The sequence below is a fragment of the Actinomadura sediminis genome, assembly GCF_042675525.1.
GTDB lineage: Bacteria > Actinomycetota > Actinomycetes > Streptosporangiales > Streptosporangiaceae > Spirillospora > Spirillospora sediminis.
In genome coordinates this window covers 41,089-64,710 of the sequence record NZ_JBHTJA010000030.1, presented here as the reverse complement: position 1 = coordinate 64,710, position 23,622 = coordinate 41,089, and the positions used below count along the sequence as shown (strand labels likewise).

Genomic DNA, 23,622 nt, shown 5'->3' with positions numbered 1-23,622 from the left:
CCGGCGGCAAGCGCCGCATCGCGCACGCGGGCGGCGGCCGCGCGGACCGCCTGCCCCGCGCGCTGGAGCTCGCGGCCGCCGACGCCCGCGCCCTGCTCAGCCGTTCGGGAGGATGACCGCCCGCCCGTTCACCTTCCCGGCGTGCAGCCGCTCGTACGCCTTCGGCGCCTCGTCCAGCGAGTACGTCTCCACATGGACGTCGATCACCCCCGCCCTGGCCAGCTCCAGGACCTCGATCAGCTCGCTCCGCGACCCCCAGTAGGGGGCCCGCACCGAGGCGTCGAAGGCGATCGCGCCGAACCCCACCTGAGCGACGCCCCCGCCGATCCCCACGATCACGACCTCCGCCTCGGCGGCCGCCACCGCCGTGGCGGTCGCCGCCGTCGCCTGCACCCCCACGAAGTCGAACACGGCCTGCGCCCCGCCCGTCAGCCCCCGGACCCGCTCCGCCGCGCGCTCGTCCGACAGCACCACCTCGTGCGCCCCCACCGCCCGCGCCAGCTCGAGCTTCTCCTCCGACACGTCCAGCGCGATCACCGTCGCCGGCGTCAACGCCCGCAGCAGCTGGATCGCGACGTGCCCGAGCCCGCCCGCCCCGATCACGACCGCCGCACTGCCCGGCACCAGCCTCCCGAGCGCCCCCTTGATCGCGTGGTACGGCGTCAGCCCCGCGTCCGTCAACGGCACGTTCGCCACCGGATCCAGCCCGCCCAACGGCACGAGATGCCTCGCGTCGTCGACCAGGAGGTACTCCGCGATCGCCCCGGGCGCCCCCAACCCCGGCGGCAGGATGCCCAGTTCGTCCGCCCGAACGCAGTAGTTCTCCTTGCCCTGCGCGCACATGACGCACACGCCGCACCCCCACGGGCCGTACACCGCGACCGGCTCCCCGATCGACACCCCGCGCACCCCGTCGCCGACCGCCTCGACCGTCCCGGCCGCCTCATGCCCGAGCGTCAACGGCAACGGGAACGTCAGCTGCTCGGCCGTCCAGCTCATCACCGCGATGTCCGAATGGCACACCCCGGCCGCCGACACCTTCAACAGCACCTGCCCGGGCCCCGGCTCCGGATCCGGCACGCTCACGACCTCGGGCGAACCGCCCACCTCGCGATACTGAACCGCCCTCATGACTCCCCCTCCGGACGTACGTCCGGGGGATATGCCCACGCGGTCACGGGACTACCGACGGTCGGGCTGGCGGGATTCGAACCCACGACCCCTGGCACCCAAAGCCAGTGCGCTACCAAGCTGCGCTACAGCCCGCACACACACGCGCGAGCGCGGTGCTGCCCGAAGTCTAGTGCCGATCGCCCCCGCCCGCCGCCCGGCGACCACGACCGCACCCGAAACCCTGTACGCTACGGATGGCGCACGAGGACCGCCCAGGCCCTCCCGGCGCCGCGCGGGCGTAGCTCAATGGTAGAGCCCCAGTCTTCCAAACTGGCTACGCGGGTTCGATTCCCGTCGCCCGCTCCACGTTTCCCCAGGTCAGAGGCCCTTTTAGGGCTCGCGATCGACCCTTCCAAGATCATTTGTCACCCATTTGTCACTGGGATCGAGCACGCCAGAGCGGCATCCTGGTTCATCTCCAACTCTCCGTGATCACGCCCGACCGCCTCCCGGCAAAGATCGACACGGCCAGGGAGCACACACCCTCCACACCGAAGGTCCGGCTCCCCGTGGGAACCGGACCTTCGGTCATCGGACGGCTCGTCAGCCCAGCTCGATACCGAGCAGGCGCCGCAGATCAGCCGTCACCACGCGGTAGCTGACCCCGATGCGGATCACCTTGCAGGGGAACTCCCCCAGACGCGCCAGCTCGTAGGCGCGCGTACGCCCCAGCCCCAGCGCCCGTGCCGCCGTCTCGACGTTGGTCGTGGTCGGCAGGGCGAGAAGCTCTTCGCGGCTCATCGGTTCCATGTGCTCAGGCCCCCTTCCCACGCCCGTGGAACCGCTTCAGACGCGCGCCCCGACACCGACGCGTCACACCCGGTTCGGCGTCCGGCTCCGGAACCACCTCACGCGATACGGGCGGCCCGGCGTCCTCCGACGGCGTGATCCCGTGCACGTAGTTGATCGATTCCTGGGCTTGCCGGGCTGCTTCACTGAGCCCAGAGGCCAGATGACGGGCGTGGAGAGTCGCACGACCGTAGGCGTCCATCACCTCCCCCAGGGCTCCGTGATCGTGAGCGAGCCGGTGCTCTCGATGTTCGCGCGAGAGGAACCGGTCGAGCTGCTGAAGGGTCTGGTCGAATCTAGAGGCGACGGTGGCGATGGCCCCCAGCACCCCGTAGACGGTCGCCGGCCCGGCCAGGCCTCCCGGCTCTGCGGTGACATGGTTGAGGGTCCTGGCGGCCTCGCACAGGTCGTCGGCGGCCTGCTCGGTCGCGGCGTCGTCCGGGACGAGAGATTCCCGGCGGTTGCCGTCATGGGTCATGTGCACGCTCCTTGCGGCTTCGTCTTCCTGCGTCTCCGGCAGGGTTAGGTGCAGTCATCGCTCGTCCTCTCTTCCGGAGCGCCAAGCGCAGTCGCTTGACGCTCATTAACCTTCCTTACGCTCTGTCATTGTGCCTGCACAGTGATCTTTACTCCATCACCCCGCACGTAGCGGCGCGTCTACCTACGCGTGGTCACAGCTTGGGACCACGACGCGTCTGGGACTGCTGAGGGATGGGGCGCGACGGCCTCGCCGCGATATGCCGCAGCCCGTCAGCCAGCGGCACCGGGAAGGACTCGGCTGCAAGGCGTCCGGCAGCCTGCACCTCGGCGACGTTGGGCGGCGTCGGACGCACCTGCGCCGCCGAGGCACCCCGCCCCACAACCCGAAGCCGATCGCCCGCCCGTCTCGCCGCCTCGGCCTGGGCCACTCGTCCCTGCGCTTCGCGGTGAGCAGCAAGCTCATCCACGACGTCGAGCAGATTGGCGACCAGGAACAACAGCTCCACCGTGAGGTCTCGCCGCCGGTCGCGCTGATCGCCTGTACCGATGTTGACGGCGGCGACGAGCCGTGCAGCAACCCTCAGGCCGTTGCCGGGCCGGGTGGCCACCGTCGGACGCCCGAACGGCTCTCGCGCCGCACGCCCGTAGACGTCCGCGATTTCGGCAAGCTCACGGTTCCCCGTGATGTCCGCCGCTACGTGCAGAACGTCGGACGCCGCCGCAGCGATGTCGGCACGCACACGCGGGTCATTGGTCTGGCGCATGTGCCGGGCAGCCGTCGCCGCCGCTCGGGCAGCCTCCCGGTAAGCCTGGTTCCGTTCGTCGAAACCGACGCCGGACCGCCGCATCCGCGCCGCCCTGCGAGCAGACGGCACGTCCACGCTCGCGCCGCCCCACCGATGCCGCAGCTTCGGCAACGTGAGGTCGGCAGCGAGCTTGCCCCCGGAGAAGTAGATCGGAGCCGACGCGGCGTTCGTGTAGCTCGGATCCGCGACCGCGAACCCGGTGATCTCCCCCGGCGTCCGGACGCTGAAGCGCAACTTCACCAGAAGTCCACGCTCACGCAGCCCGGCAAAGAACGCCTCCTCGCCACCCGCTGAAGCCGCAACGGCCGCCACCCAACGCCGCAACGCGCAACGCGTCGGCTCGCTCACACCAGCCCGCCGTGCACGCTCAATCTCCGGCCTCGTCGGCCTCGGCGCCGCCGTCCGATCCGCAGGCGCAGTCCGTCTGAGCTCGTACCGTCGCTCGACGACTTGGCACGCCGTTCGTGCTTTGAGGTAGTCGCGGGTGATGTTCGGTCTACGGCCGTCCTCTCGTGCGAGCGTCGCCACGACATGGATGTGATCGTCTGCGTGACGAACGGCGATCCATCGGCAAGCCTCTTGATCGTCCCGTGGCGCGATGCCGGTCTGATGCATCAGTTCCTCTGCGACATTGGCCCACTCCTCGTCCGTCAAGGGACGATCCGTGGGGGCAGTTCGGAGCGAGCATTGCCAGACCGGCTCGGTCGGTCGGCTTCGCCTCATCGTCTCCAGCGGCGAGCGCAGCGCCTCGGCCAGCGGCCGGAGATCGGGCCTCCCACCAGTACTTCTTTGCGGTTCCAGGGCGGCCGGATGCCGGTACCCGGCAACGATGTGGGGGTCGGCGTGCTCGTTCCGCTTGCCCGGCCCGTACAGGTAGCGGAGCAGGTTGCCGACATCGGCGCCGCGAGTGACCTTCGCGATCACGGCAGGCGTCGACCGAGGTCGACGATGACGGCTTCCGCCCGCCGCACGACCTGGAAGCAGTACGCCGCCAACCACGGCACCGATTCCGGGACCTCGTTGTAGGTGTTGGCGTGGCGCACGAGTTGGTTGAGGTTGACCCCGACCGCGTTGACCTGACGGCTGGTGTTCCGGAGTTCGGCATGTAGAGCAACGAGCGCTCCGTCCAAGGGCTGCTGCTCTCGGATCGAGGTGCGCACCGTCCTTACGACGAAGGCGCTACAAGCGAGCCCGGCTCGCGTTGCCGCCTCACGGATCTCTTCGTACTCCTGGTCACAAACGCGGATTCTGAGCTCGCGCTCTCGACGCCGCCCCCCGTCGAGCTTCGCTCGACGCCGCAGCGGCTCGGACTCATCGCTGCCCCGCTTGCTTGTCGCCATATACCCCGCTCTCGGCTTTTAAGGACCGCGCCCGGTCCCTGTCTGGCCAGTGTGATCTTCCGAGCGGAAGTTATCCACAACAGGTAGCGCTCTACCAGCTATCTTGCATCCCGCATCGAGCTGATTCGACATCGGTTCACGAAAGTGAACTCATGTCAATGACAGGTTAATATTGTTACTCGATGCCAGACACTCTCAGACCATTCGATCACGAACCGGTCCTTCGGGGTCCGGTTCGGGAAGCAAGAACAAGAATCGCCGGCACCTCGTTCAATGTCAGATTCGTCCAGTCAATCTGATGAGACGGAGAGCCTTCAACTTTCGAAGGTTGCGAGGAGGGGCGCGGCCATGCTGGTTCCACTGATGATCTTCCCAGCTTCGACCAAGCCGCAACTGTCAGACGGTGAAGCCATTCAATCCGCTCGGCTTGCCAGGCCCCTCCCGGAGGTGGTCCGACGTGGATGGCACCGCCTGCCCGCCGTCCTCCTGTTGCGCCTCACCCACCTGAACGGCGGGCCCGGCGTCACCACCGCCTCAGAGGTCATCGCCGACTCAACTTGGTGAGGCGGCGTTTCAAACTTGGGTTACACGTAGCTCCAGGCAACGCGCTGGACGGTGTCGCAACAGGTCGCTGAAGCCATCGGCATCGACGACACATACGTGATGACCCCGCTCACGTTCTTCCACGGCTCTTACAAGCTTTTCGCTGTAGTGGCGCCGGAGATCGATGACAGCCTGGGGCGTGAGATCACCGAACACGACGAGAGTGATCTGGCGAGAGAAGTCGGTTTTGCTTAATGCGCCAAGCCTCTCAGCCTGCTCAACGCACTCTCGACGATACTTCCACTCTCCATTCATCAGGATGGCCCTGCCCGTGAAGCAGACAACCTGCCCATCAAGCGAAGACACCCAGCCGTCGCAGGACCTTCTCGCCATGTGCGACCACCTTCGAGATCGGTCATCCTTCGCCAGCCAGCCTGTCATGCTTCAGCGCTTTAGCGCACCACCCCAAGGCAGATTCAGAAGGCCACCATCGGACTCCGTGCCGCGCTCAGCGGTACCGCCATGTGCGGTGCACCCTGAGAACGTGCATCGACCATTCCAGGTACTCGGCGTCCTCATTCGAGTCGAACCCCCGGCCGAGGGCCCGGGCGACCTCCGGGTAGAGCGGATCCATCTCTGAGTCGCCCGTGACGACCAGCGCGGAGAGCAATGGCTCGCTACGGTCGGTCTCCGAGTCAACCTTGATCAGGATTAGGCGGCGAGAAATCGGATCTGTCGGCAGCTTTCGCGTTAGAGCGTTTTGAAGCTGATGCCAAGTTATGAATGCCTGATTACGTGCCGCTGTCTCCAACAGTTGCCGGATACCCGGCACCACCTTTTCGATGCCATCATCAGCCGGACGGCGTGCAGTCCCGCGCGCAGGTCGTTGCCCTGGCGCGCCCCGTCCGGCGCGGATGGGATCCGGCTTTTCAATGAGCTGCCGAACCCCGTCCAGTCGTCTACGCGCGGACGTGACCTGCTTGGGGGGTAGCCTCCCGAACATCTCGCAGGCTATGGCGTGGCACCGGCGTGCTTCGTGCCGGTTCCCAAGTTCCAGCTCTGCGAGCGCCATGTCCAGCCAGTGCGACATCTCCATTTCGGCCTGCCCCTGATCGACAGCCGGCCGTTGCCTCTTTTCGCGAAAGTTACGCATGCGCTTGTTCTGTTCACGAAGTCGGCGAATTTGATTCTCAGCCCACCGCCGGTCGGCCTCGGAGAGCAACGGCATCGCCGCCTCGATCATCTCCGAGATCTTTGCCGTCTCGGCAACACCGACGTTGCGCATCCTCCAAAGAAGGCTTTCAACCACCTTCCGAGTCTCACGTTGCTTTTCCGATTCGATCGGGGCCTCATCCTGCCCGGCCTCGGTCTCCGGGGACTTCTTTGGCGGTTCGGAGGTACTGGGAGCGAGGTTGAGGGGCTCAATTCCCGCCGCATAGATGACCCAATCCTCGGCGGACGTCATCACTGTGCAAGGCGGTTCGAGCCGGTGCAGTTCCTCCGGCTGGAGGTCGGTGGCCGGGTTAGGAAGAAGCAATTTCGCTCCGGTCCCAGCGAGATTCCGCGCACCGTCTCCGATCCGGACGGGCAGCACATGCGCGTTGCGCCCCCACGCGGCATCATGCACAGGTGTGCTCATCTGCGCACGGGGAACTACCCTGAGTTGGTCAGGGATGACCGGGAACCCCGGGAGATCGGTTGACCGGCTGGCAGCCGAAGGCCGCGGCTTGGCGGCTTTCGCCTTCTTGGCCTTGGGGGGCGCGGGCGGTTGTGATGGTGTCTTCCGGCGGCGCGGGTGGCGCGCCTTCGCATCGGCGAGGAACGGCGTCCACAACCCCTCGTCCGTCAGCCTGCATTCCGACAGGTCGGCCCATTCGGTCACGCGGCCACGGGTCTTGGTTCCGATCTTGACGGAACGCTCCATCCCGACGTAGTCGCATTTGATCATGAACGCGTAGCCCTGCTCGGCGTAGACATGCTCTAGGTCCAAGCCCTCGGCGAACAGCCAATCGATCTGCTGACGCCGGCCACCGGCCAGTTCTCGATTGCGCCGGTCCCAGAGCCTCTTCGCGTGCTTCCCAAAGCCGTCCCGGATCGATACTTCCAGGACTCCGCCGTCCTGAAGGGGGACGGTGACGCCGCTGCAGAGCCCGCCTTCTCCGGGGACCTCCCCGTTGAGGCGCATGTCGCCCACCTGCCGCCCCTGATCCCTGGCCCATGCGGCGAGGTCCCGGCGTATGTAGAGGTGGTCCGCGCTCTTCTCATCATTGCTGGGCCGTCGACAGGAGATGACAGTGCGGCCTTCTGCTATATGGGAGAAGTGCGGGATTCGTATCTCGCCGATTTTCGTCTGCAGCTTCTTGCCGCATCCGCCGAGCCATTTGCCGCAGTAGAAACCACGATGCTCGTAACGGCCGCGCATAAGCTTTGCGCTGGGGCGGTCGAACGGCATTGCGATCGGGTGCAGGGACATCGGGCCATCGAGCACTGCCGTCTGAACTTTGCGAGGGTCGAGCATTCCACTTCCAGGGAGTCTTGCGTAAAACGAAACACCGGCCAGCGGGTCGGGTACGGAGTGGTGGCCTCAGCCGAGATGGGCGAGGGCGGTGGTGTAGAGGTGGGTCGGGTCGGTCGGCAGATTGGGGGACGTCCAGCCGGGGATCGGCGTCACTCCTGGGATCCAGGGGCGCAGGCGGGCATAGACGGTGAGGGCGTCCGGGGAACGTGCCTCCGGGGCCTTGGCCAGCAGTTCGTCCACTACTAGGGCGGCCAGGTCGGAGGGGACGCCGTGCAGTGGCGGCGGTGGTTCGGACTGGCTGCGGGTGATCTCGTCCAGGACGTGCCGCGACTCGAACGGGCGCACACCGGCTAGCAGTTCGTACAGCAGGCAGCCGACCGCATACAGGTCGCTCAGGCGGCTCGCATCGGCGCCGCGCAGGAGTTCGGGGGCCATGTAGCGGGCCGTGCCCGGTATCTGGCCGGTCTGCGTGATGCGGGAGAACTCGTCGCCGGTAGACGTGGCCACCCCGAAGTCGATCACCTTGATGGCCCCGTCCGGAGCGAGCATCAGGTTTTCCGGTTTGACGTCCCGGTGGATCAGACCGGCGGCGTGGGCAGCGGCCAGCACCGCGCACGCCTGCGCGCCGATGAACGCCGCCCAGGGCGGCGGGAGCGCGCCGTGCTCGTCGAGGAGTTTGCCGACCGAGTCGCCTGGCAGCGACTCCATGACGAGGAACAGCTCGTCGTCTTGGCCGAAGTCGTAGACGGTCGGGACGCCCGGGTGGCTCAGCCGGGCGGTGATCCGTGCCTCGCGGTGGAAGCGACGGCGGACGTCCCGGTCGTCCGGCACACCGACCAGTTTGATCGCGACGGAGCGGTTGAGCCGCAGGTCGGTGCCGTTCCAGACCTCCCCCATGCCACCGCGTCCGATGGGCGAGGTGACCCGGTACCGGCCGGCGATGTCCCGTCCGGAATTCACGGCAGGAACCCGCTCTTCGTACCGTGCCAGGTGATGACGGCGTTGTCGCGCGCACGGGTGACGGCGACGAACAGCAGGGAGCGCGCGGTCCGGAGGTCCCGGCGGTAGCGCAGGGGGTCCTCCTCGGTGGACCGAGTGATCCAGGCAGCGGGGACGAGGCCCTCGGCGACCCCCGCGATGATCATGTTCTGGTATTCGAGGCCCTTGAACCGGTGCATGGTGCCGACATGAACGGGCGCCTCGACGTACCGGGGGCCGTCGGCAGTGATGGCGCAGGCGACGATGCCCTCCTTGGCGAGGCGGGTCTCGACGTCGGCGACCATGCGCCGTTCGGGGACGCACACCGCGATCGAGTCACCGTTCCACGCTTTGACCTGCTCTACGATGCCGTCCAGTTCGGCGTCCCAGGTGGGGAAGCCACGCAGTTCCGGGACGGCGCCACGCAGCACCGACCGGTAGCCGGCGAGGTCGTCGCGGCCGTCGTCCAGGTCGTCCCACTGCTCCCCGCCGAGCACCCGGACGGCTGTGCCGAGGATCTCGTGTGTGGTGCGATAGCTGAGCGTCAGCCGGGACGACCGGCCGCGGATCGCGATGCCGAGGTTCCCGAGTGACACGTGGTTGCCGTAGATGCGCTGGTGCGTGTCGCCGGTGATGAACATGTCGTTGCGCCCTGGGTCGACCATGGCACGCAGCATCCGCCAGTGCGCGGCGGACAGGTCCTGCGCCTCATCCACAATGACGTGCTGGTAGCGGGGACTCAGCCGCATTCCGGACTCGTCCTGTAGCTTCGGCGAGTCGGCCTGCCGCTCCCGGTATGCCTCCCGGTCCCGTGCACGGGCTGCCTCGATCTGTGCTGCCCGCTCGGTGACCTGCCGGAGCGTCGACAGGTTTTTGTTCTCCAGCCGCATCACGTACCGCTCGGTGAGGTTCCAGATCCGCTTGCGGTCGGCGCGGTTGAGCGGTCGGCCCCGCCCGGCGCGGCGGGCCCGGAAGTACTCGGCCTGCGTCCGCAGCCCCTGCCCGAGGATCACCTGCGACCATTCCTCGTGCAGGAAGCCGGCGTCCCAGCGGGTCTCGTTCTCCTCCGCGAGCAGGTCGTCCCACTCTTTGCGGGCCTTCTCGTCATCGAGGCGGCGGCGCGTCCGGCCCCGCTCGGACTCCGCGACGATCTCGCTGGCGAGTTTGTCGACGTTCGTGATGTGGACGCGGGCGGCGACCTCTTCCCCGGCGAGGGCGATGAGCCGCTGTTCGAGGTCGGCGGCCAGGTTCTTGTTGAACGTGGTGAGCAGGACGGCCTTGCCGCCGCCGGCCGGGAGCCGGTCCACGAGATGCCTGACGCGGTGCAGCGCTACGATCGTCTTGCCGGTGCCGGGACCGCCGCTGACCCGCGCCGGGCCGTTATAGTCACGATCGACGAGTTTGCGCTGCGTCGGGTGCAGGTACACCTTCCAGCGGCCGAAGTCGCCCTGTTCGAGCACCTCGCGCAGGTCGGCGTCGGCTGTGGTGACGGCCGTGGCGGGACGGGCGAGGGCCGCCGTGTAGTCCTCGGTGTCGACCTTCTCCTCGGCCGCTACGGGCGCGGTCACCTGTTCCAGCACGTCCTCGGGGGACGCGCCGTCGTGCAGCGCGAGCAGCACTTCGCCGGTCAACTGCGGCGCGTATGACACGAGCCCGAGGAGTTCAACCTCGGTGGTGATCTTCGCGATGAGCGGCAGCAGCGGCTCGGCTACGCCGAGGCCGAGGAGTTGCTCGGGCGAGTAGGCGGCGAACAGCGGCGTCGGCTCCGCCGGCTCCGGTGACGGTGCCGGTTCCGGCTGTGGCCGCCCATTGCCGCCGACGACCTCCTCCGCCACGACGAGGTCGAGGAACTCGATGCCGCCCGTGACCGGGTTGATCTGGTACCGGTATCGGTCGAGGTGGTCGTACACCTCGCCGCGCGGCTCGACGGCCACGAGGATGTACTCGGTGCCGCCCGCGTGCAGCAGCAGCGCCCGGTAGTCGTCGTTGACACGCGCGGAGTACAGCTGCGAGTTCTTCAGCTGCTTGAATCGCAGCCCCTTGTTGCCGGGATCGTTGCGGAACTTGTGCTGGAAGTCGTAGATCGCGCCCTTCACCGCGCGCGGGAGCTTCAGGATCTCTTTCTCGGCCCGGTCGAGCAGCCGCAGCGTCGCCCCGCTCACTTCGCTCCTTCGATTCGGTCGACCAGTTCTTCGCGCGTCCAGCCGTGCACGGACCGGACGTCCCAGCCCGCCTCCGCGTAGGCGATGTCGCGGCGCCGTGCCTCCTCGCCGTCTCCGGCCAGAACGATCGCGACCTTGTGGTCGGGCCAGGCCACCTCCGCCTGCCATGCCTGTTCACCCAGCTCGTAGCCGATGCCGGAATCCGGCGGCGAGGGGATCCCAGCGGCGGCGAGGCCGCGGACGAACGCGGCCAGACCAGGTTCATCGGGATCGATCATGTCGAGCACGTCCACCCAGCTATCGGTCAGCACCGTCGGCTCGGACGCCGGTCCAGGCTCGGCCGCGTCGACGCGCGTCGGTGCGGGCTCCTCGGGGAAAGGCGCCGGAGCCGGGACGGTAGCGGCGTGTTCCGGGGTCGTCTCCGGCTCGTCCCGCAAGTCCTCGTCCAGCGGGACCAGGCTGAGCACGGCCTGCCGCCCCTCGCCGCCGACCGCCGCGAGCAGCGCCGGGTCGAAGCGGTCGATCTCCGACAGCGCGAGCTGCCCGCTGTCGCCTTCGCCGTGGTCGAGGAACTGCAGCAGGTTGCCCCAGTACAGCCAGCTCGCCCACCGCCGTTTGTGCGCGGTGGTGTCGGCGACGATGGTCTCTTTCCGGTCGTCGACGACGGCGAACGCGCTCCACGCGGGGGCACCACTGCGGCTCTTGTCCAGGATGACCGTGAGCGGGTCGGCCGCGTACACCTCGACCGTCCCCTGCTCCGGCGCGGGCAGGGGTCGGCCGCGCAGCGCGGCGTTCACCCGCTCGCCGACGCCGGCGCGGTCGCTTCGCGTCCCGCCCGTCCGGAGGCCGGAGGACAGCACTCCGAACGTCACGGCCTCGGCGCGCCGCAGCCACACGTCCCGGTCGGGTTCGGTGAGGTACGCGAGCAGCGTGTCGACGGGGTTGGTCCACATCGTTCGCGGCAGATCGTCGGGATCCCCGCTCCGCCCGTACAACTGCCTGGCCTTCAGACGGGCGTTGTTCAGGTACGGCGCGTAAGCCTCGACGCCGTCGCACGCCTCGTGCCTCCGCGCCTCCCACTCGTCCAGGTCGGCCCAGGTGAGCGCGAACACCAGCCGCCCGTGCGCTCGCAGTTGCCCGCGCTTGGCCGCATCGTCGGCGAGCCGGTTGATCTCAGGTGCCGCGTGGTAGTAGTACCCGTCCAGATACACCGTGACCTGCTGCGGCTCGTCGTCGATGAGCCGGAACACGACGTCCGGCCGGGTGCCCCGGATCGTGTTCTGCAGCGTGACCCGCCACCGGCGGACGGTCGCCCCGCTCGACTCCACGTTCGGGACCTCGATGCGCAGGTCAGCGGTCTTCCGCCCGCCGACGACCGGCCCGCGCTCCAGCGACGCGTTGCCGCCGTCCCGCTTCGCCCAGCTCTCCAGCCCCTCCAGGAACCGCGCCTCAAGCTCGCTCTCAACCTGTTCCCACAGGGAGATCTCGCTGGTGTCGGCGACGGACGCGGTCTGCCATTCCTCCAGCAGCTCGTCCAGCATGTCGACGGCCTCAGCCCGGCTGACCTTGTCGAACAGCGTCCCGGGGACGTGCGACAGCAGGCACCGATGGCAGGCCCGCTTCAGCGGGTCCTCCCGGCACGGGCATTCGGCGGCGCGTGCACGGGCTGCCTCCAGCACCCGCCGGAACTCGGCCGGGTCGGCGAGCCGGTGCAGGTATCCGGTTCCGCCGGGCAGCGTATCGTGCAGGACGAGGAACCGCCGTCTCCGCCCGGTCGCCTGGTCCGGCATCGTCGCCGTCACGATCTCCAGGTGGTCGGGGTCGCCCCCGTACCGGGCGGCGACGCCCGCCATCAGCGCCGCTTGGAACGACGCCGTCCGCTCCTCCACGTACAGGGTCGCGACCGGCAGCAGGATCCGCAGCGCCTCGGTCCGCAGCTCGTGCGCGAGGATCATCTTGTAATGGTCGGCGTCCCGCGACGCCCGCCGATAGGAGCACCACGTCCGATGGTGGCGTCGGCTCCGGTCCGTGGACGACGTCCCGATCAGCGCGTCCCGCCCGTTCTCGTCGTCCTGCCCAGGTGGCCCGTCGACCGTCGTCCCGCCGCACGCCGGACAGACGTGGAAATGGGCGACCTGCCGTTCCTCGCCCGCGAACCGCTGAACGTCACGCCGATCCGTCCGCCGCACCCCGAGGTTGAAGCGACGCACGACCGCATGCCGTGTGAAGTCGACTCCGAAAACGGCGCCCGAATGCCGCCACGACCCCGGGGCGATGTCGGCCCGGTCGATGTCGACGGCGACGGCGTCCTCATAGAAGCGACGCTGCCGCTCGTCCGAGTCGTCGCCGATCCGCGCCTCGTCCCGCCGGTCGTGCGCGAACACCCGCGTCGGCCGCACCACCTTGTGCAGGTTCTGGACGGCCCCGATGGCGGGGTCGCCGCACCGCGCGCACGCCGAGATGTCGCTGCCAGCGTCGACCCCCGTCCGGACGTGCCCGCAGGCGGGGCAGACCCGCCACTCCTCCCACGAGGGACGCGACTCGGTGCCGATGTCCAGCCCGCTCACCACATGCCGGTAGCCGCGGATGTAGAAGGAGTTGCCGGGCGCCAGCTCGGTCAGCGCGAGCCGCGCCGACCGCCCGTACTCGCGGACCTCGCTGTGGTAGGTCCGCCCGTCGGGGCTCTCCTCCTCCCACGTGATCGTCGCTTCCAGCGTGGTGACGTTGTCGAGCAGCGAGTAGTTCGGCAGCAGCCCGAGTTCGACGAGCGTGCCCTGCGCGGGGCGCCGCCCCATCTCGCCCATCAGCCGCGCGATCCCTCCCCGCTCGGAGCGCAGCGACCGGCGGATCGCGTGCTGCGACGGGTCCGAGTCGAGCAACGTGTCGATGGCGTCGTCAATGCGCTCCAGGCGTTCCTTCAGGTCGGCGCGGCGCGCCTCCCACCGCTCCTCGATGTCCCGGACGGTGTCCTTCAGCCCGGCGGTCGCGAACGCGCGCAGGTCGGCGGCGGCGTCCGCGGACACCGACTCGCCGAACAGGTCGAGGAAGCCGTCGACGGCGCCACAGCCCAGCGCGGCGCCGGTGAACGCGGCGAGCCACCCCGTCTCGCCGAACAGCGCGGACGTGCGGCGCGGCAGCGGCAGTACGCCCGGCAGCCGTCCACGCGCGCACAGGTCGACCAGGTGCGCGGCGTACTGGCGGCGCAGGATCTCGATGGCGGACAGGTAGCTGCCCGGCGGGACGATCCGCCCCGCGATCATCGCCTCGGGCTCGTTGATGAAGTACAGGTCGCGGGGGTGCCGCCCGACGAGCGTCACCAGGAACGCGTTGCCGGTCTTGCGCCCGGCCCGCCCGACCCGCTGGACGTAGTTGGCGGGGCCGGGCGGCAGCGACGCCAGGATCACCGCGGACAGGTCGCCGATGTCGATGCCGAGTTCCAGCGTCGGTGTGCACGCCATCACGTTCGGGTCGTTGTAGCGCTGCTCGTCCTTGCGGAACCGTGCCTCGACGTCCTCCCGCTGCCGCCGGGTGAGAGCGCCGGTGTGCTCGGCCGTCACCACCCGGAACGGCTCGTGCCCGAGGTACAGGTGGCGGTAGTAGTCGTCGCGGTAGTTTCGGGTGCCGTGGTCGGTGAGGCTGCCGCCGCACCGGTAGCGGGGACACGGCTGCCCGTACCAGGCGTCCAGCAGTTCGGGACGGAGGGTCTGCTGCCACGCGCACCGGTCGCAGCCGAGCCCGGCGTCGTCGGCTTCGGCGTCGTTCAGCGCGTGGACGGTGACGTGCCCCGCCTGCAGTCCGTACACCCCGGTCGTCCCGTCGACGACCCGCTTGGCGACGAGCCCTTCCTCGGCGAGGACGGGCAGGAGCCGACGCAGGTACTCGCCGGCCTGCCGCCGGTCGAGGGCGAGGCAGCGGGCGGCCCAGTCCTGCGCCCAGCCCTGTTCGGCGTCGATCCGGTCGAACTCCGACCGCCGCTTCTGCCGGTCGAGCAGGAACGTCGGCGCGCTCAGCCCGCGCGGGAACGCGGGCATCCCGTCGGGGCGGCGTCCCCAGATCGCGCCGAACCGGCTAGTGCCGCCGTTCGCGATCCACGCGTCCAGCCACCGGTGCTTGATCGCGCCCCGGTAGCGGAGCCGTTCCAGCAGCCCCCGGACGAACGTCGCGTACCTGTCCGGCGACTGGAGGTCGATCATGCCGGTGAGCTGCGTGTGGACGTCCCGTGCCAGTGCCGCGATCCGCCCCGGGTCGGGCAGCGCGACCTCGGCAACGGCGGTGCGGGTGAGGTCGAGGGTGCGGCCCTGCCGGGAACGCAGCCCGAACTCCAGGATCGTCTGGAACGCCAGCCGCTCCCCGATCAGGTCCCACGCGGCGGGGGTGCCGCTGGTCGTCTCGGCGAGGATCGCGTCCACCTCGGGACGTTCGTGCAGGTCCGGCGGGACGACCGCGGGCAGCACCCCGGACTGGCTCGCCGCAGCCGCCAAGTCCCCGATCACCTCGTTCAGCGGCGCGCCCTTCCCCGGCTCCAGCCGGTCACGGATCAGCCGCCGCAGCGAGAAGGCGTACGACCGGTTCGCGACGAACCCGGCCCGGTGTGCCGCGTCCTGGACGGAGTCGTTGAACAGCAGCGTCTTCCGCCTGCGCGGGTCGGCGGACAACTGCGGCCCCGCCATCAGCTGGGTGACCGTCACCGCCGCCAGCGACGCCAGCCCGGCACCGAGGTACCGGATGCCCTGGTCCATCGCGCACGCCGGGCACCGGTCCTGCCGCGCCGCGTACTCGGACGCCTCATCGTGGACGATGTCGGTAAGGACGAACACGCCGTCGCCGAGCGCGCCGTATTCGTGCCGCGCCGGGTCGAACGTCTTCACCCCGTCCCCGGTGAGGACGGCGAGGCCGCGCACCCGCGCCTCGACCTCCGCCTTCGTCGCGGCGATCAGCGGACGGACCCGCTTCTTCTCGGGCCCGGTGGACGCCCGGTAGATCCGCTCCGGGACGGTGACGATCGCGCCCGGGTCGCGCTCCGGGGAGAACGCCGCCCAGCCGGACCGTCCGCAATGCCGGCAGTACACCGCCGGGAGCATCGTCTTGCCGAAATGGTCGAAGCCCGAGTCGGCCTCCAGGACCGGCGGTTCGCCGATCCACGCGAACGCGGCCCTGTCGTCCACCATCCGCAGCAGCCGCGACACAGCCCGCACCCACAGGTGCGTCTCCACCAGGAGGAACGGTGTCTCCGGGTTGTCGGCGTCGGGGTCGCGGGCCGCGGAGATCAGCGCCACGAACCGCGCCAGCGCCTTCGCCGCCGTGGACGGGTTGTCGCGGATGGACGCGCCCCACGCGTACGCGCCCATCTTCGGCAGCAGCTTCAGCATCTGCTCGGGCGTCAGCGGGTCGCCGTCCTTGAGCAACTCCAGGACTGCCCGGGTGAGAATGTGCCGCTTCAGCACCTTCGCGAGCTGCGGTGGCGTGAGGTCGTCGTGTCCGGTGACCGCGCACTGGATGCGCGCCAGCGCGTCCGGGTCGTGGATCGGGTCGCCGCACGCGATGAGGTCGTCCGGGGACGGCAGCGGAAGATCGTAGTCGAGAGGGTCGAGGAATTCGTCGACGGTGCAACGGTCCTCCCCGATCACCGCGTCATCATCGAACGGAGTCCCGAACACTTCCCGCGCCGCCGCCCGGATCTCCGCGCCATCGCCGCCCTCCCCCAGCGTCGCGGACGTCGCGACCGGGCAGATGTCCCCCAGCGGCCTCCCCGGCTCGGCGTTTCCGGTGACGGCCGCCAGCCGGCGCAGCAGCATCGCCACATCGGTGCCCTGCGCGCCGTCGTAGGTGTGGAACTCGTCCACCACCACGTAGGTGAGGTTCGCGTCCTTCCAAAGCGGGACGTCGTCGCCGCGCTGGAGGAGCAGGTCCAGCATCTTGTAGTTCGTGATCAGGACGTCGGGCGGGTTCCGGCGGATCTCCGCCCGGTCCGTCATCACACGCGGATACCCGATCTCCGGCGTGTCCCCGATGTAAAGTCCGGCGGTGACCTGCTCCAAGCCCGTCTTGTGGAGGTAGTCGTTGAGCCGGTTCGCCTGATCGGTGGCGAGCGCGTTCATCGGATACAGCAGGACGGCCTTGACACCGCCTCGCCCCTTCGACCGCTCCCGTCGGCAATGATCCAGAACAGGGATCAAGAAGGACTCGGTCTTACCGGACCCGGTCCCCGTCGTGATCAGCGACGGCTTCGCCGGGCCGTGGAGGGTGCTGAGCCGCTCGAACGCCTTCGCCTGATGCCGGTGCGGAGGGAAGTCCAGCCGGTGCCATTCGAGGCAGTCCTGCCAGCCTGACTCGGCCTTGCGGAACGGCGTCCGGATCCGCAGGTACGGGCCACGGAAGATGCCCTGCTCAGGATGGTTCAGGAACCGTTGCAGCGCCTCCCGAGCCGACGTGTCGCTCAACGCGAACGTCGTCGAGAGATATTGCGTCAGGTTCTCCCGCAACTCCTCCGCGGCCAGCGTCGGCTTCAAGTCTCAGCGCCTCCGGAGTCATCGGAACCTACGGGGAAGAGCAGCGGCGCCTGCCCAGTAGGCACCCGGTGCCCAACCCTGTACACCGGGAAGACCTACAGCATTGCGCGACTCTACTGGGTCCCTCTGACTTTATGCCGCCGCGGGCGGTCAGCCGTCCAGTCTCGGTCAGAAGCGTGTGAGGAGGTAGCGGCGAGGGATGACGACACCGAGGTGCGTGAGCGCGTTGTCAGGGGCGTGGGGATGTGATCGGGTATCGGGGTGGACGTCGACCAGTTCTTCAACTACGGGCCGCGCGCTCCATTCGAAGTACGACATGTCTTCACCGACCGGGAAGGGCCGATCCGGACCTTCAGGGACCGGTTCGCTCAGCATTCCGAACGCTCGTGGACCGTTGACGAACTGCTCGACTTCCAGCGGCCGGCGTCCAACCTCATCGCGGTGTGCGGCGAAGGCGGGATCGGTAAGTCCACGCTGGCCCGGCACGTCGCGAACCTGGCGGTGAAGGGCGAGCTGGACGGCCTGCCGCGACGTGGCGCGCATGGTGTCTTGGACTTCGCCGACCCGGCCAGTTCGAGCTTCGAGGCGGTCTTGCTGCGGGTGCGTGCCGCTCTCGCGCCGCTGGCCAAGTCGTGGCCCGCGTTCGATGTGGCGCTGGCCGTCTACTGGCAGCGCAAGCATCCGGGTGAATCGCTGGCGGCGTTCCTTCGGAAGGAGTCGCTCGGCGTCGCGGACCAGGTCGGTACCGCCGTCGATCAGCTCCTCGGCGGCTTCGGCGCGGTGTCGGTGGCGTACCGGACGCTGAACCTGCTCGGCCGGACCGCCACGCAGAAGACACGGTTGAAGCGGCTGCGGGCCGACTTGCCCGCGCTCGATCCCATCCTGTCCGAGCAGGACCCGGACCGGATGCTCGGGTACATGCCGGTTCTGCTGGCCGCCGACCTGGAACGAGCGCGCCGCAAGCATCCGGCGCTGGCGTTGTGCGTGCTGGACACCCTCGAGAACGTCCAGCGCCTCCCGGCCGAGCGCGGCGGCCTGGAGGATCTGGTGTCGCGGCTGGTGTATCTGATGCCGAACGTGGTGTTCATCGCGGCCGGACGGCTCGCGCTGCGCTGGCACGACCCGGCGAGGGCGATCGCGCTGACCTACGGCGGCGAGCGCCGCTGGCCGGGCCTGGCCGGCGGCGATCAGCTCGGCCTGGACGGGTTCGACCGGGCGTCGGCCGAGGAGTACCTGACGGCGCGACTCACGGTGGACGGGGCACCGGCGATCGGGCGCGACGTCCGAGAACGAATCATCGCGGGATCGGGTGGGTCCCCGCTCTACCTCGACCTGTCGGCCGGGCTGTTCGGGCAGTACCTCGCGCGCGGTGAAGCGCCGCCCGCCGACGCGTTCGGGCTCGGCTTCCCGGAACTGGTGCTGCGGACGATGCGGGACCTGTCGGCTCCCGACCGTGACCTGCTGCGGGCAGCGGCGCTGCTGGAGGCGTTCGACGAGGACGTCCTGCACGCGGTTCTGCCGGACCTGCGGCTCCGCCAGATCGAACGGTTCGTGCAGCGTCCGTTCGTCCGCCGCGATGAGACGGTATGGCCCCCGTACCGACTGCACGAGAATCTGCGCCGCAGTGTCATCGAATGCGACGCCGACACCGACGACGGCTGGACCCAGGCCGAACGGACCCGCAACACCGAACGGGCGATCGAGCATCTGACGCGCGCCGCGCTGGCGGTCTGGGACGACGATCCGGACCATCGGCTTCCCTTGGGCGTGCGCAGCAGGCGATGCGTGGCGGCGTTCCTGCTCGTCCTCCAGACTGCGGACGAGCACCGGCTGGCACCGGAGTCCCTGGGCGACCTCGCTTACAGCCTCACCGTGCTCGGACATTGGCAGGTGCTGGTATCCCTGCCGGAGCTGCCCGGTTCGCCCGAACTGGCCAGGCTGACCGAGGTCGCACGGCTGACGGCGCGCGGAGACATCAACGCCGAGGACCGCTACCGCGCGCTGCGCGAGCTGATCGGTGCACCCGGCGGCCCGTACGCCGACTACTACCGGCACGAGCTCGCGAGCCGCGCGCACATCATCGGCCGGGTCGAGGAGGCCGCCGACCACCTGTCCGGTATCGCGCCCACGTCACTGATCGGCGCGAGCGCGCGGTTCGGTTTGGCGGATAACGCGCTGCGCCGCAGCAACTACCGGTCGGTGAAACGGCTGATGGACGGCGCGTCGCAGGCAGGACCGGACCGGGTGCGGGCCGCCGACCTGCTCGGTCACACCTACCTGCACAACGCGCGCTTCGCGGAGGCGGCCGGGTTCTTCGAGGTGACCTTGGAGGCGGCGCGTGAAGCCGACGCGCCGCTGTGGGAGGCGCGTGCGCTGCGGCACCTGCTGCTGGCACTGATGTGGGTCGACCCGGACCGCACGTTGACACTGCTCGGCCGTGCGCGCGAGCTGAACGGCTCTGCCGGCGAAGCGATCGGCCTCGCCCAGTGCGACATGGCCGAGGCGATGGCGCGGGCGCTGCGCGGTGAACGCCGCGCGGCCGCCGGACTGCTGGAGGCGGCGGCGCGCCGGTTCGGTGAGCTCGGGGCCTCCCGCGAACTGCTGCCCATCGAGGCGCTGCAGGTCCTGCTAGACGCCTCCGGTGGGCAGGCTGCACAGGCCGCGCGCACCGCGCGGAGCCTGGGTGAGGACTGCCTGCCAGTCTGGGCCCCGGTCACCCGGTTGTGGGCCGGGCTGGACGCCGATTTCAGCGCCATCGAGTGGCTGGACGACCCCGACTCCGCGCGGCACCGCTGGTCGCAGGCCCTTGCCCGGCTACGGGCACCGCTCTGCGGGCCGCTGGACACCGGTGACCGCCGCGCGCTGATCCCGACCGGCCACGTGTCCGACTCGCTCGTTGAGGCCGCGATCCGGGACGCGCTGACCAGCTCGGCGTTCGACGGCCCGCGCGACCTGGCCGCCGCGCTCGATGCGCACGGCGCCGACGGTGTCGTGCCGGGCGCGCGGACGGTGGTGAAGGTGCGTCGGCGACTGCACGAACGGCTGGAGACCGTCCGCCACTTCGACCAGGTGCGTGCCGCGGCAGGCGTCCGGGCGCCCCGGCTCCTGGACGTCGGAACGTGCGGGGACGCGTGGTGGGCCGTCCTGGAACGGCTCCCCGGTGCGCACGCCGACCGCCCGACACCCGCACGTCAACGGGAACTCGGGCACCAGCTCCGGCTCTGGCACTCCCGGCCCCCCGGTGACGGCCTGCGCTTGGACGACCCCGGCGCGCTCGGCGTCCTACTGGGCTGGGCACGGACCACCCTCCCGGACGCCTACCAGGCCATCGCCGAGCGGTTCGACGCGGCCTGCCGAGGGCTCCCCATGACCGCGATCCACGGCGACGTCGCGGTATGCCACAACGCGCTGTTCGACGGCGACGTCCTCACCGGCCTGCTCGACCCTGGCGCGACCGAGTCCGGACCGCCGATGCTCGACCTCGCCTGGTCCCTGGCCGTCGACATGCCGCGCGGTGCGGATCCCGGCCCCCTCATCGACGGCTACGGAAGCGACGCCGCCGACCAGGACGCCTTGGCCGCGCTGCTACCGCTGATGATGCTGCGACGCCTCATCGACACCCCGTCCCTCGGCCTCGCGGGCAGCGACGGCGCGTGGATCACCCGATGGCTGCGCGACCACGATCCCGAACTGCTCACCCTGGCTCGATGAGCCCGGCCCGGCGGGCGCACGCGTACGGGATGTAGTTGTCCAGCACGTTGGCGGGTACCGCGAGCCGCTCGCGCAGATCCGGCTCGTCGTCACAGGCGTAGAAGCGGTTGAGACCGTCGAACAGCGCCAGTTCGTACCCGGCGGCCAAGAGGCCGGGCTCCCACTCCTGATGACTCGGCCGGGCCGTCAGCGGAAAGGTCGCCTCGACCACGATGACCCGCGGCCGCCACTTTCGCAGGTCGGCCGACCGCAACACCGCGGCCTCCGCCCCCTCCACGTCGACCTTCAGCAGGTCGAAGCCCGATTCCGCGTACGTGTCGAGGATCGTCTCCAGCGTGACAACCTCGACGCGCAGTTCCTCATGGCGCCAGCCCTCCGCGAGATGCCTCTCCAGGACGTCCCTGCGCAGGGTGCTGAGACCGCCGCCGCCCGTCTTCCCGCGCCCTGGGACGACCCGGTAGAACGTCGCGGTACCCGGCGCGTCCCCCACGGCCACACGAAGGTTCACGTCGCGCGGCCGGGCATGCTGGAGGCGAGCGTGACGCTCGGGCAGCGGCTCGATGTTGACCCCCCGCCAGCCCAGGCCGTCCACCAGGTTCTTGGTGAGCGAGCCGCTTACCGGTTCCCCGGCCCCGACATCCACGAAGAACCCGCCCCGCCGACGGGCGAAGGCACGCATCAGCACGACGTCCTCCGCGTTCCCCGCGTACGCGATCAAGTCGTAAGCGCTCACACCCGCCAACCTACGACCGTTTCCGAGACCGGCTACGAGCCCACGTCCCGTCCCTTCTGCGGCAGGGCAGGCGGTGGTGATCAGTGCGGGCGAGTGCCGCGCACCATCCGGGTAAACGTTGAAAGTCAACGGGCGCAGGCCACCCTGGGCATGGGGCACGGCAGGTCGTCCGGGGCCGGGGGACGGACGGGACGGCTTGCCGCTCCTCGGCGGGTCCGGGGCCTCCGGGGTAATTGTGCTGGACGGTCAGTGCGTGCCGGCGGCGGACTGGACGGCCGTCCGCAGAGCCGCGCGGGTCACCAGGAGGACGGGACCGTCCGGGTCCTTGCTGTCCCGCACCGCCACCGCCGACGCACCGGCGACATCCGCGAGCTCAACGCACTCGCCGCCGTTGTTCAGGCTCCGCGTTGCCTTCCGCCACTCGGCCTTGCTCAGGTCCATCGTTCTTCGGCCACCTTCCTAATAAGGTCGCGCGACATGTTGCCTGGAAGCGCCCTGTTGCGAAGATCGGCCAGGACGCGCGATGCCGCTGCCAGGTCTGCGGGGTCATCGGTCGTGAGCCCTCGTATAGCCGTTTCAACATAGGCTACCTGGCTCATGTCGGCCATCGTAGCGATCACGAAGCTGCTGCCGTTCCCTCCGTGTCCGCCGCTGCTGAGTACCACCTGGACTGTGACATTGGGGCGCTCGCTGAGGGTGATCAGATGCTCAAGCTGCTCCCTCATCGTCTCGGCGGTGCCGACCGGCCGGTGGAGGGCCTGTTCATCCACCAAGAAGGTGATCGTCGGGGCTTCCTCCTTGTCGATGATCTTCTGCCGTTCGAGTCGAGCGGCTATGGCCTCTTCATTGCCGTCCAGAACCGCGGCAGCGTAGGAAGGGGACTGCGCCATACCGGCTATCACGCTCAGCTGGTAGTAGATCAACTCGATCGCTTCGGCCTCTACTTGTGGCCAGTCGAACCAGATTGGGACGGGATGACCGTCCTTGTTCAGGTCCTCCCAAAGGCTGATCAACGCTCCACCGGCCACCAGGTAGTCGTCCACGGTCTCTACGAACGGTCGTGTGGCTCGCTTTTTCCCGCTTTCGATTCGGCTCACCTGCGGACCGCTCACCTTCGTGACATGAGCGATCGTCTCCTGCTTGATGTCTTTGGCCTCGCGCATCCGCCGCATCTGGCGGCCGAATGCGACTAGGGCGGGCGACTCTCGGGGGCGTTGACGACGCGGGGGCATGGCTCCTACCTCTCGGGCGCTGCCTGCCGTACTGAGACCTGACCTACCGATGCCTACTGCTGTCTACCGCTTACACGCTGCAAGCAAATCGTAGCCCAGCAAGTGGCTCAATGTGTGCTGTACGCCACACACAGTGAGGAGAGATCATGGGTCAGCCGACGTCGCAGCACGAGATGGTGGTGAAGCTGGACCTCCAGATGGTCGCGGAGGTCCGACAGTTCGTACGGCTGGTCACCGGCGGGTACGGCATGGACGACTTCGTGCCGTGCCTGGTGGCCAGCGAGCTGGTCACCAATGCCCTGCGCTACGCGTCCGAGAAGGACGGCGACGTGATCCTTCGGCTGGACTACACCGAGGACGGCGCGCTGTGGATGGAGGTCCAGGACCCGACCTGCGACCTGCCGCAGGTCCAGGAGGCGGACATGGTCAGCGAGGTCGGCCGGGGCCTGTTGATCGTCGCCCAGTTCTCCCGCCGCTGGGGTGTCCGCCCCCTCGCGGGAAACGCCGGCAAGGTCGTCTTCGCGATCATCGACCCCACATGAAGACCAGCAAAGGGACGGCCCGCAAGGCGGGCCGAGGGGTCGTTCCTCATTCCCAGCGATGACGTACGGCCCTGACCGGGGAGTTCCGGCCTCCGCACGTCACCGT

At 69.2% G+C, this 23,622-nt stretch carries 15 protein-coding genes and 2 tRNA genes; 4 read left to right on the top strand and 13 right to left on the bottom strand.

Annotation, left to right across the window (positions count from 1 at the left end; all coding sequences use genetic code 11):
• Positions 1–96: 96 nt before the first annotated feature.
• A complete protein-coding gene (locus ACFQ11_RS17005; RefSeq protein ID WP_378299561.1) occupies positions 97–1,131 on the bottom strand; it encodes an NAD(P)-dependent alcohol dehydrogenase in 1,035 nt (344 codons plus the stop codon).
• A gap of 61 nt (positions 1,132–1,192) precedes the next feature.
• A tRNA-Pro gene (locus tag ACFQ11_RS17000) sits at positions 1,193–1,266 on the bottom strand.
• A 139-nt stretch (positions 1,267–1,405) separates the two neighbouring features.
• Here ACFQ11_RS17000 and ACFQ11_RS16995 point away from each other — a divergent pair.
• A tRNA-Gly gene (locus ACFQ11_RS16995) sits at positions 1,406–1,479 on the top strand.
• A gap of 237 nt (positions 1,480–1,716) precedes the next feature.
• Here ACFQ11_RS16995 and ACFQ11_RS16990 read toward each other — a convergent pair.
• The 4 genes from ACFQ11_RS16990 to ACFQ11_RS16975 all read right to left on the bottom strand — a co-directional run bounded on the left by ACFQ11_RS16990 (position 1,717) and on the right by ACFQ11_RS16975 (position 4,588).
• Positions 1,717–1,923, bottom strand: coding sequence for a DNA-binding protein (locus ACFQ11_RS16990; RefSeq protein WP_378299559.1), 207 nt, complete (start codon positions 1,921–1,923; stop codon positions 1,717–1,719).
• A 4-nt stretch (positions 1,924–1,927) separates the two neighbouring features.
• Positions 1,928–2,440 (bottom strand): hypothetical protein, encoded by a 513-nt coding sequence (locus tag ACFQ11_RS16985; protein ID WP_378299557.1) that lies wholly within the window; start codon positions 2,438–2,440, stop codon positions 1,928–1,930.
• Between the two features lie 193 nt (positions 2,441–2,633).
• Positions 2,634–4,172, bottom strand: a complete 1,539-nt coding sequence (locus tag ACFQ11_RS16980) for a relaxase/mobilization nuclease domain-containing protein (protein ID WP_378299555.1) — start codon at positions 4,170–4,172, stop codon at positions 2,634–2,636.
• Positions 4,169–4,588, bottom strand: a complete 420-nt coding sequence (locus ACFQ11_RS16975) for a plasmid mobilization protein (RefSeq protein WP_378299552.1) — start codon at positions 4,586–4,588, stop codon at positions 4,169–4,171. The genes ACFQ11_RS16980 and ACFQ11_RS16975 overlap by 4 nt, the downstream gene beginning before the upstream one ends.
• Positions 4,589–5,203: 615 nt before the next feature.
• Between ACFQ11_RS16975 and ACFQ11_RS16970 the strand changes: the two genes are divergently transcribed.
• A complete protein-coding gene (locus tag ACFQ11_RS16970; protein ID WP_378299550.1) occupies positions 5,204–5,386 on the top strand; it encodes a hypothetical protein in 183 nt (60 codons plus the stop codon).
• A gap of 253 nt (positions 5,387–5,639) precedes the next feature.
• On the opposite strand, the gene ACFQ11_RS16965 is transcribed toward ACFQ11_RS16970, so the two are convergent.
• The 4 genes from ACFQ11_RS16965 to ACFQ11_RS16950 form a co-directional block, all read right to left on the bottom strand.
• Positions 5,640–7,649: a competence protein CoiA family protein gene (locus ACFQ11_RS16965; RefSeq protein ID WP_378299548.1), complete on the bottom strand. Its 2,010-nt coding sequence runs from the start codon at positions 7,647–7,649 to the stop codon at positions 5,640–5,642.
• Positions 7,650–7,715: 66 nt separating this feature from the next.
• Positions 7,716–8,609, bottom strand: coding sequence for a serine/threonine-protein kinase (locus tag ACFQ11_RS16960; protein WP_378299546.1), 894 nt, complete (start codon positions 8,607–8,609; stop codon positions 7,716–7,718).
• Positions 8,606–10,789 carry a UvrD-helicase domain-containing protein gene (locus ACFQ11_RS16955; protein ID WP_378299544.1) on the bottom strand — a complete coding sequence of 728 codons (2,184 nt, stop codon included), beginning with the start codon at positions 10,787–10,789 and terminating at the stop codon, positions 8,606–8,608. The genes ACFQ11_RS16960 and ACFQ11_RS16955 overlap by 4 nt, the downstream gene beginning before the upstream one ends.
• Positions 10,786–17,298 (bottom strand): DEAD/DEAH box helicase, encoded by a 6,513-nt coding sequence (locus ACFQ11_RS16950; protein WP_378299542.1) that lies wholly within the window; start codon positions 17,296–17,298, stop codon positions 10,786–10,788. The genes ACFQ11_RS16955 and ACFQ11_RS16950 overlap by 4 nt, the downstream gene beginning before the upstream one ends.
• Before the next feature lie 261 nt (positions 17,299–17,559).
• Between ACFQ11_RS16950 and ACFQ11_RS16945 the strand changes: the two genes are divergently transcribed.
• Positions 17,560–21,009 carry a hypothetical protein gene (locus tag ACFQ11_RS16945; RefSeq protein WP_378299540.1) on the top strand — a complete coding sequence of 1,150 codons (3,450 nt, stop codon included), beginning with the start codon at positions 17,560–17,562 and terminating at the stop codon, positions 21,007–21,009.
• Here the strand turns inward: ACFQ11_RS16945 and ACFQ11_RS16940 are convergent.
• From ACFQ11_RS16940 to ACFQ11_RS16930, 3 genes are all read right to left on the bottom strand, one after another.
• Complete coding sequence (locus ACFQ11_RS16940; RefSeq protein ID WP_378299538.1) at positions 20,993–21,742, bottom strand: FkbM family methyltransferase; 750 nt, start codon at positions 21,740–21,742, stop codon at positions 20,993–20,995. The two genes, ACFQ11_RS16945 and ACFQ11_RS16940, sit on opposite strands and share 17 nt — an antisense overlap.
• Before the next feature lie 246 nt (positions 21,743–21,988).
• A complete protein-coding gene (locus ACFQ11_RS16935; protein WP_378299536.1) occupies positions 21,989–22,183 on the bottom strand; it encodes a DUF397 domain-containing protein in 195 nt (64 codons plus the stop codon).
• The gene (locus ACFQ11_RS16930) at positions 22,174–22,974 is read right to left on the bottom strand and encodes a helix-turn-helix domain-containing protein (protein WP_378299534.1); all 801 of its coding nucleotides are present in this window, start codon (positions 22,972–22,974) and stop codon (positions 22,174–22,176) included. Before ACFQ11_RS16930 ends, ACFQ11_RS16935 begins: the two co-directional genes overlap by 10 nt.
• 146 nt (positions 22,975–23,120) lie before the next feature.
• Here ACFQ11_RS16930 and ACFQ11_RS16925 point away from each other — a divergent pair, with 146 nt between their 5' ends.
• Positions 23,121–23,516: an ATP-binding protein gene (locus ACFQ11_RS16925; protein WP_378299532.1), complete on the top strand. Its 396-nt coding sequence runs from the start codon at positions 23,121–23,123 to the stop codon at positions 23,514–23,516.
• Positions 23,517–23,622: the final 106 nt, after the last annotated feature.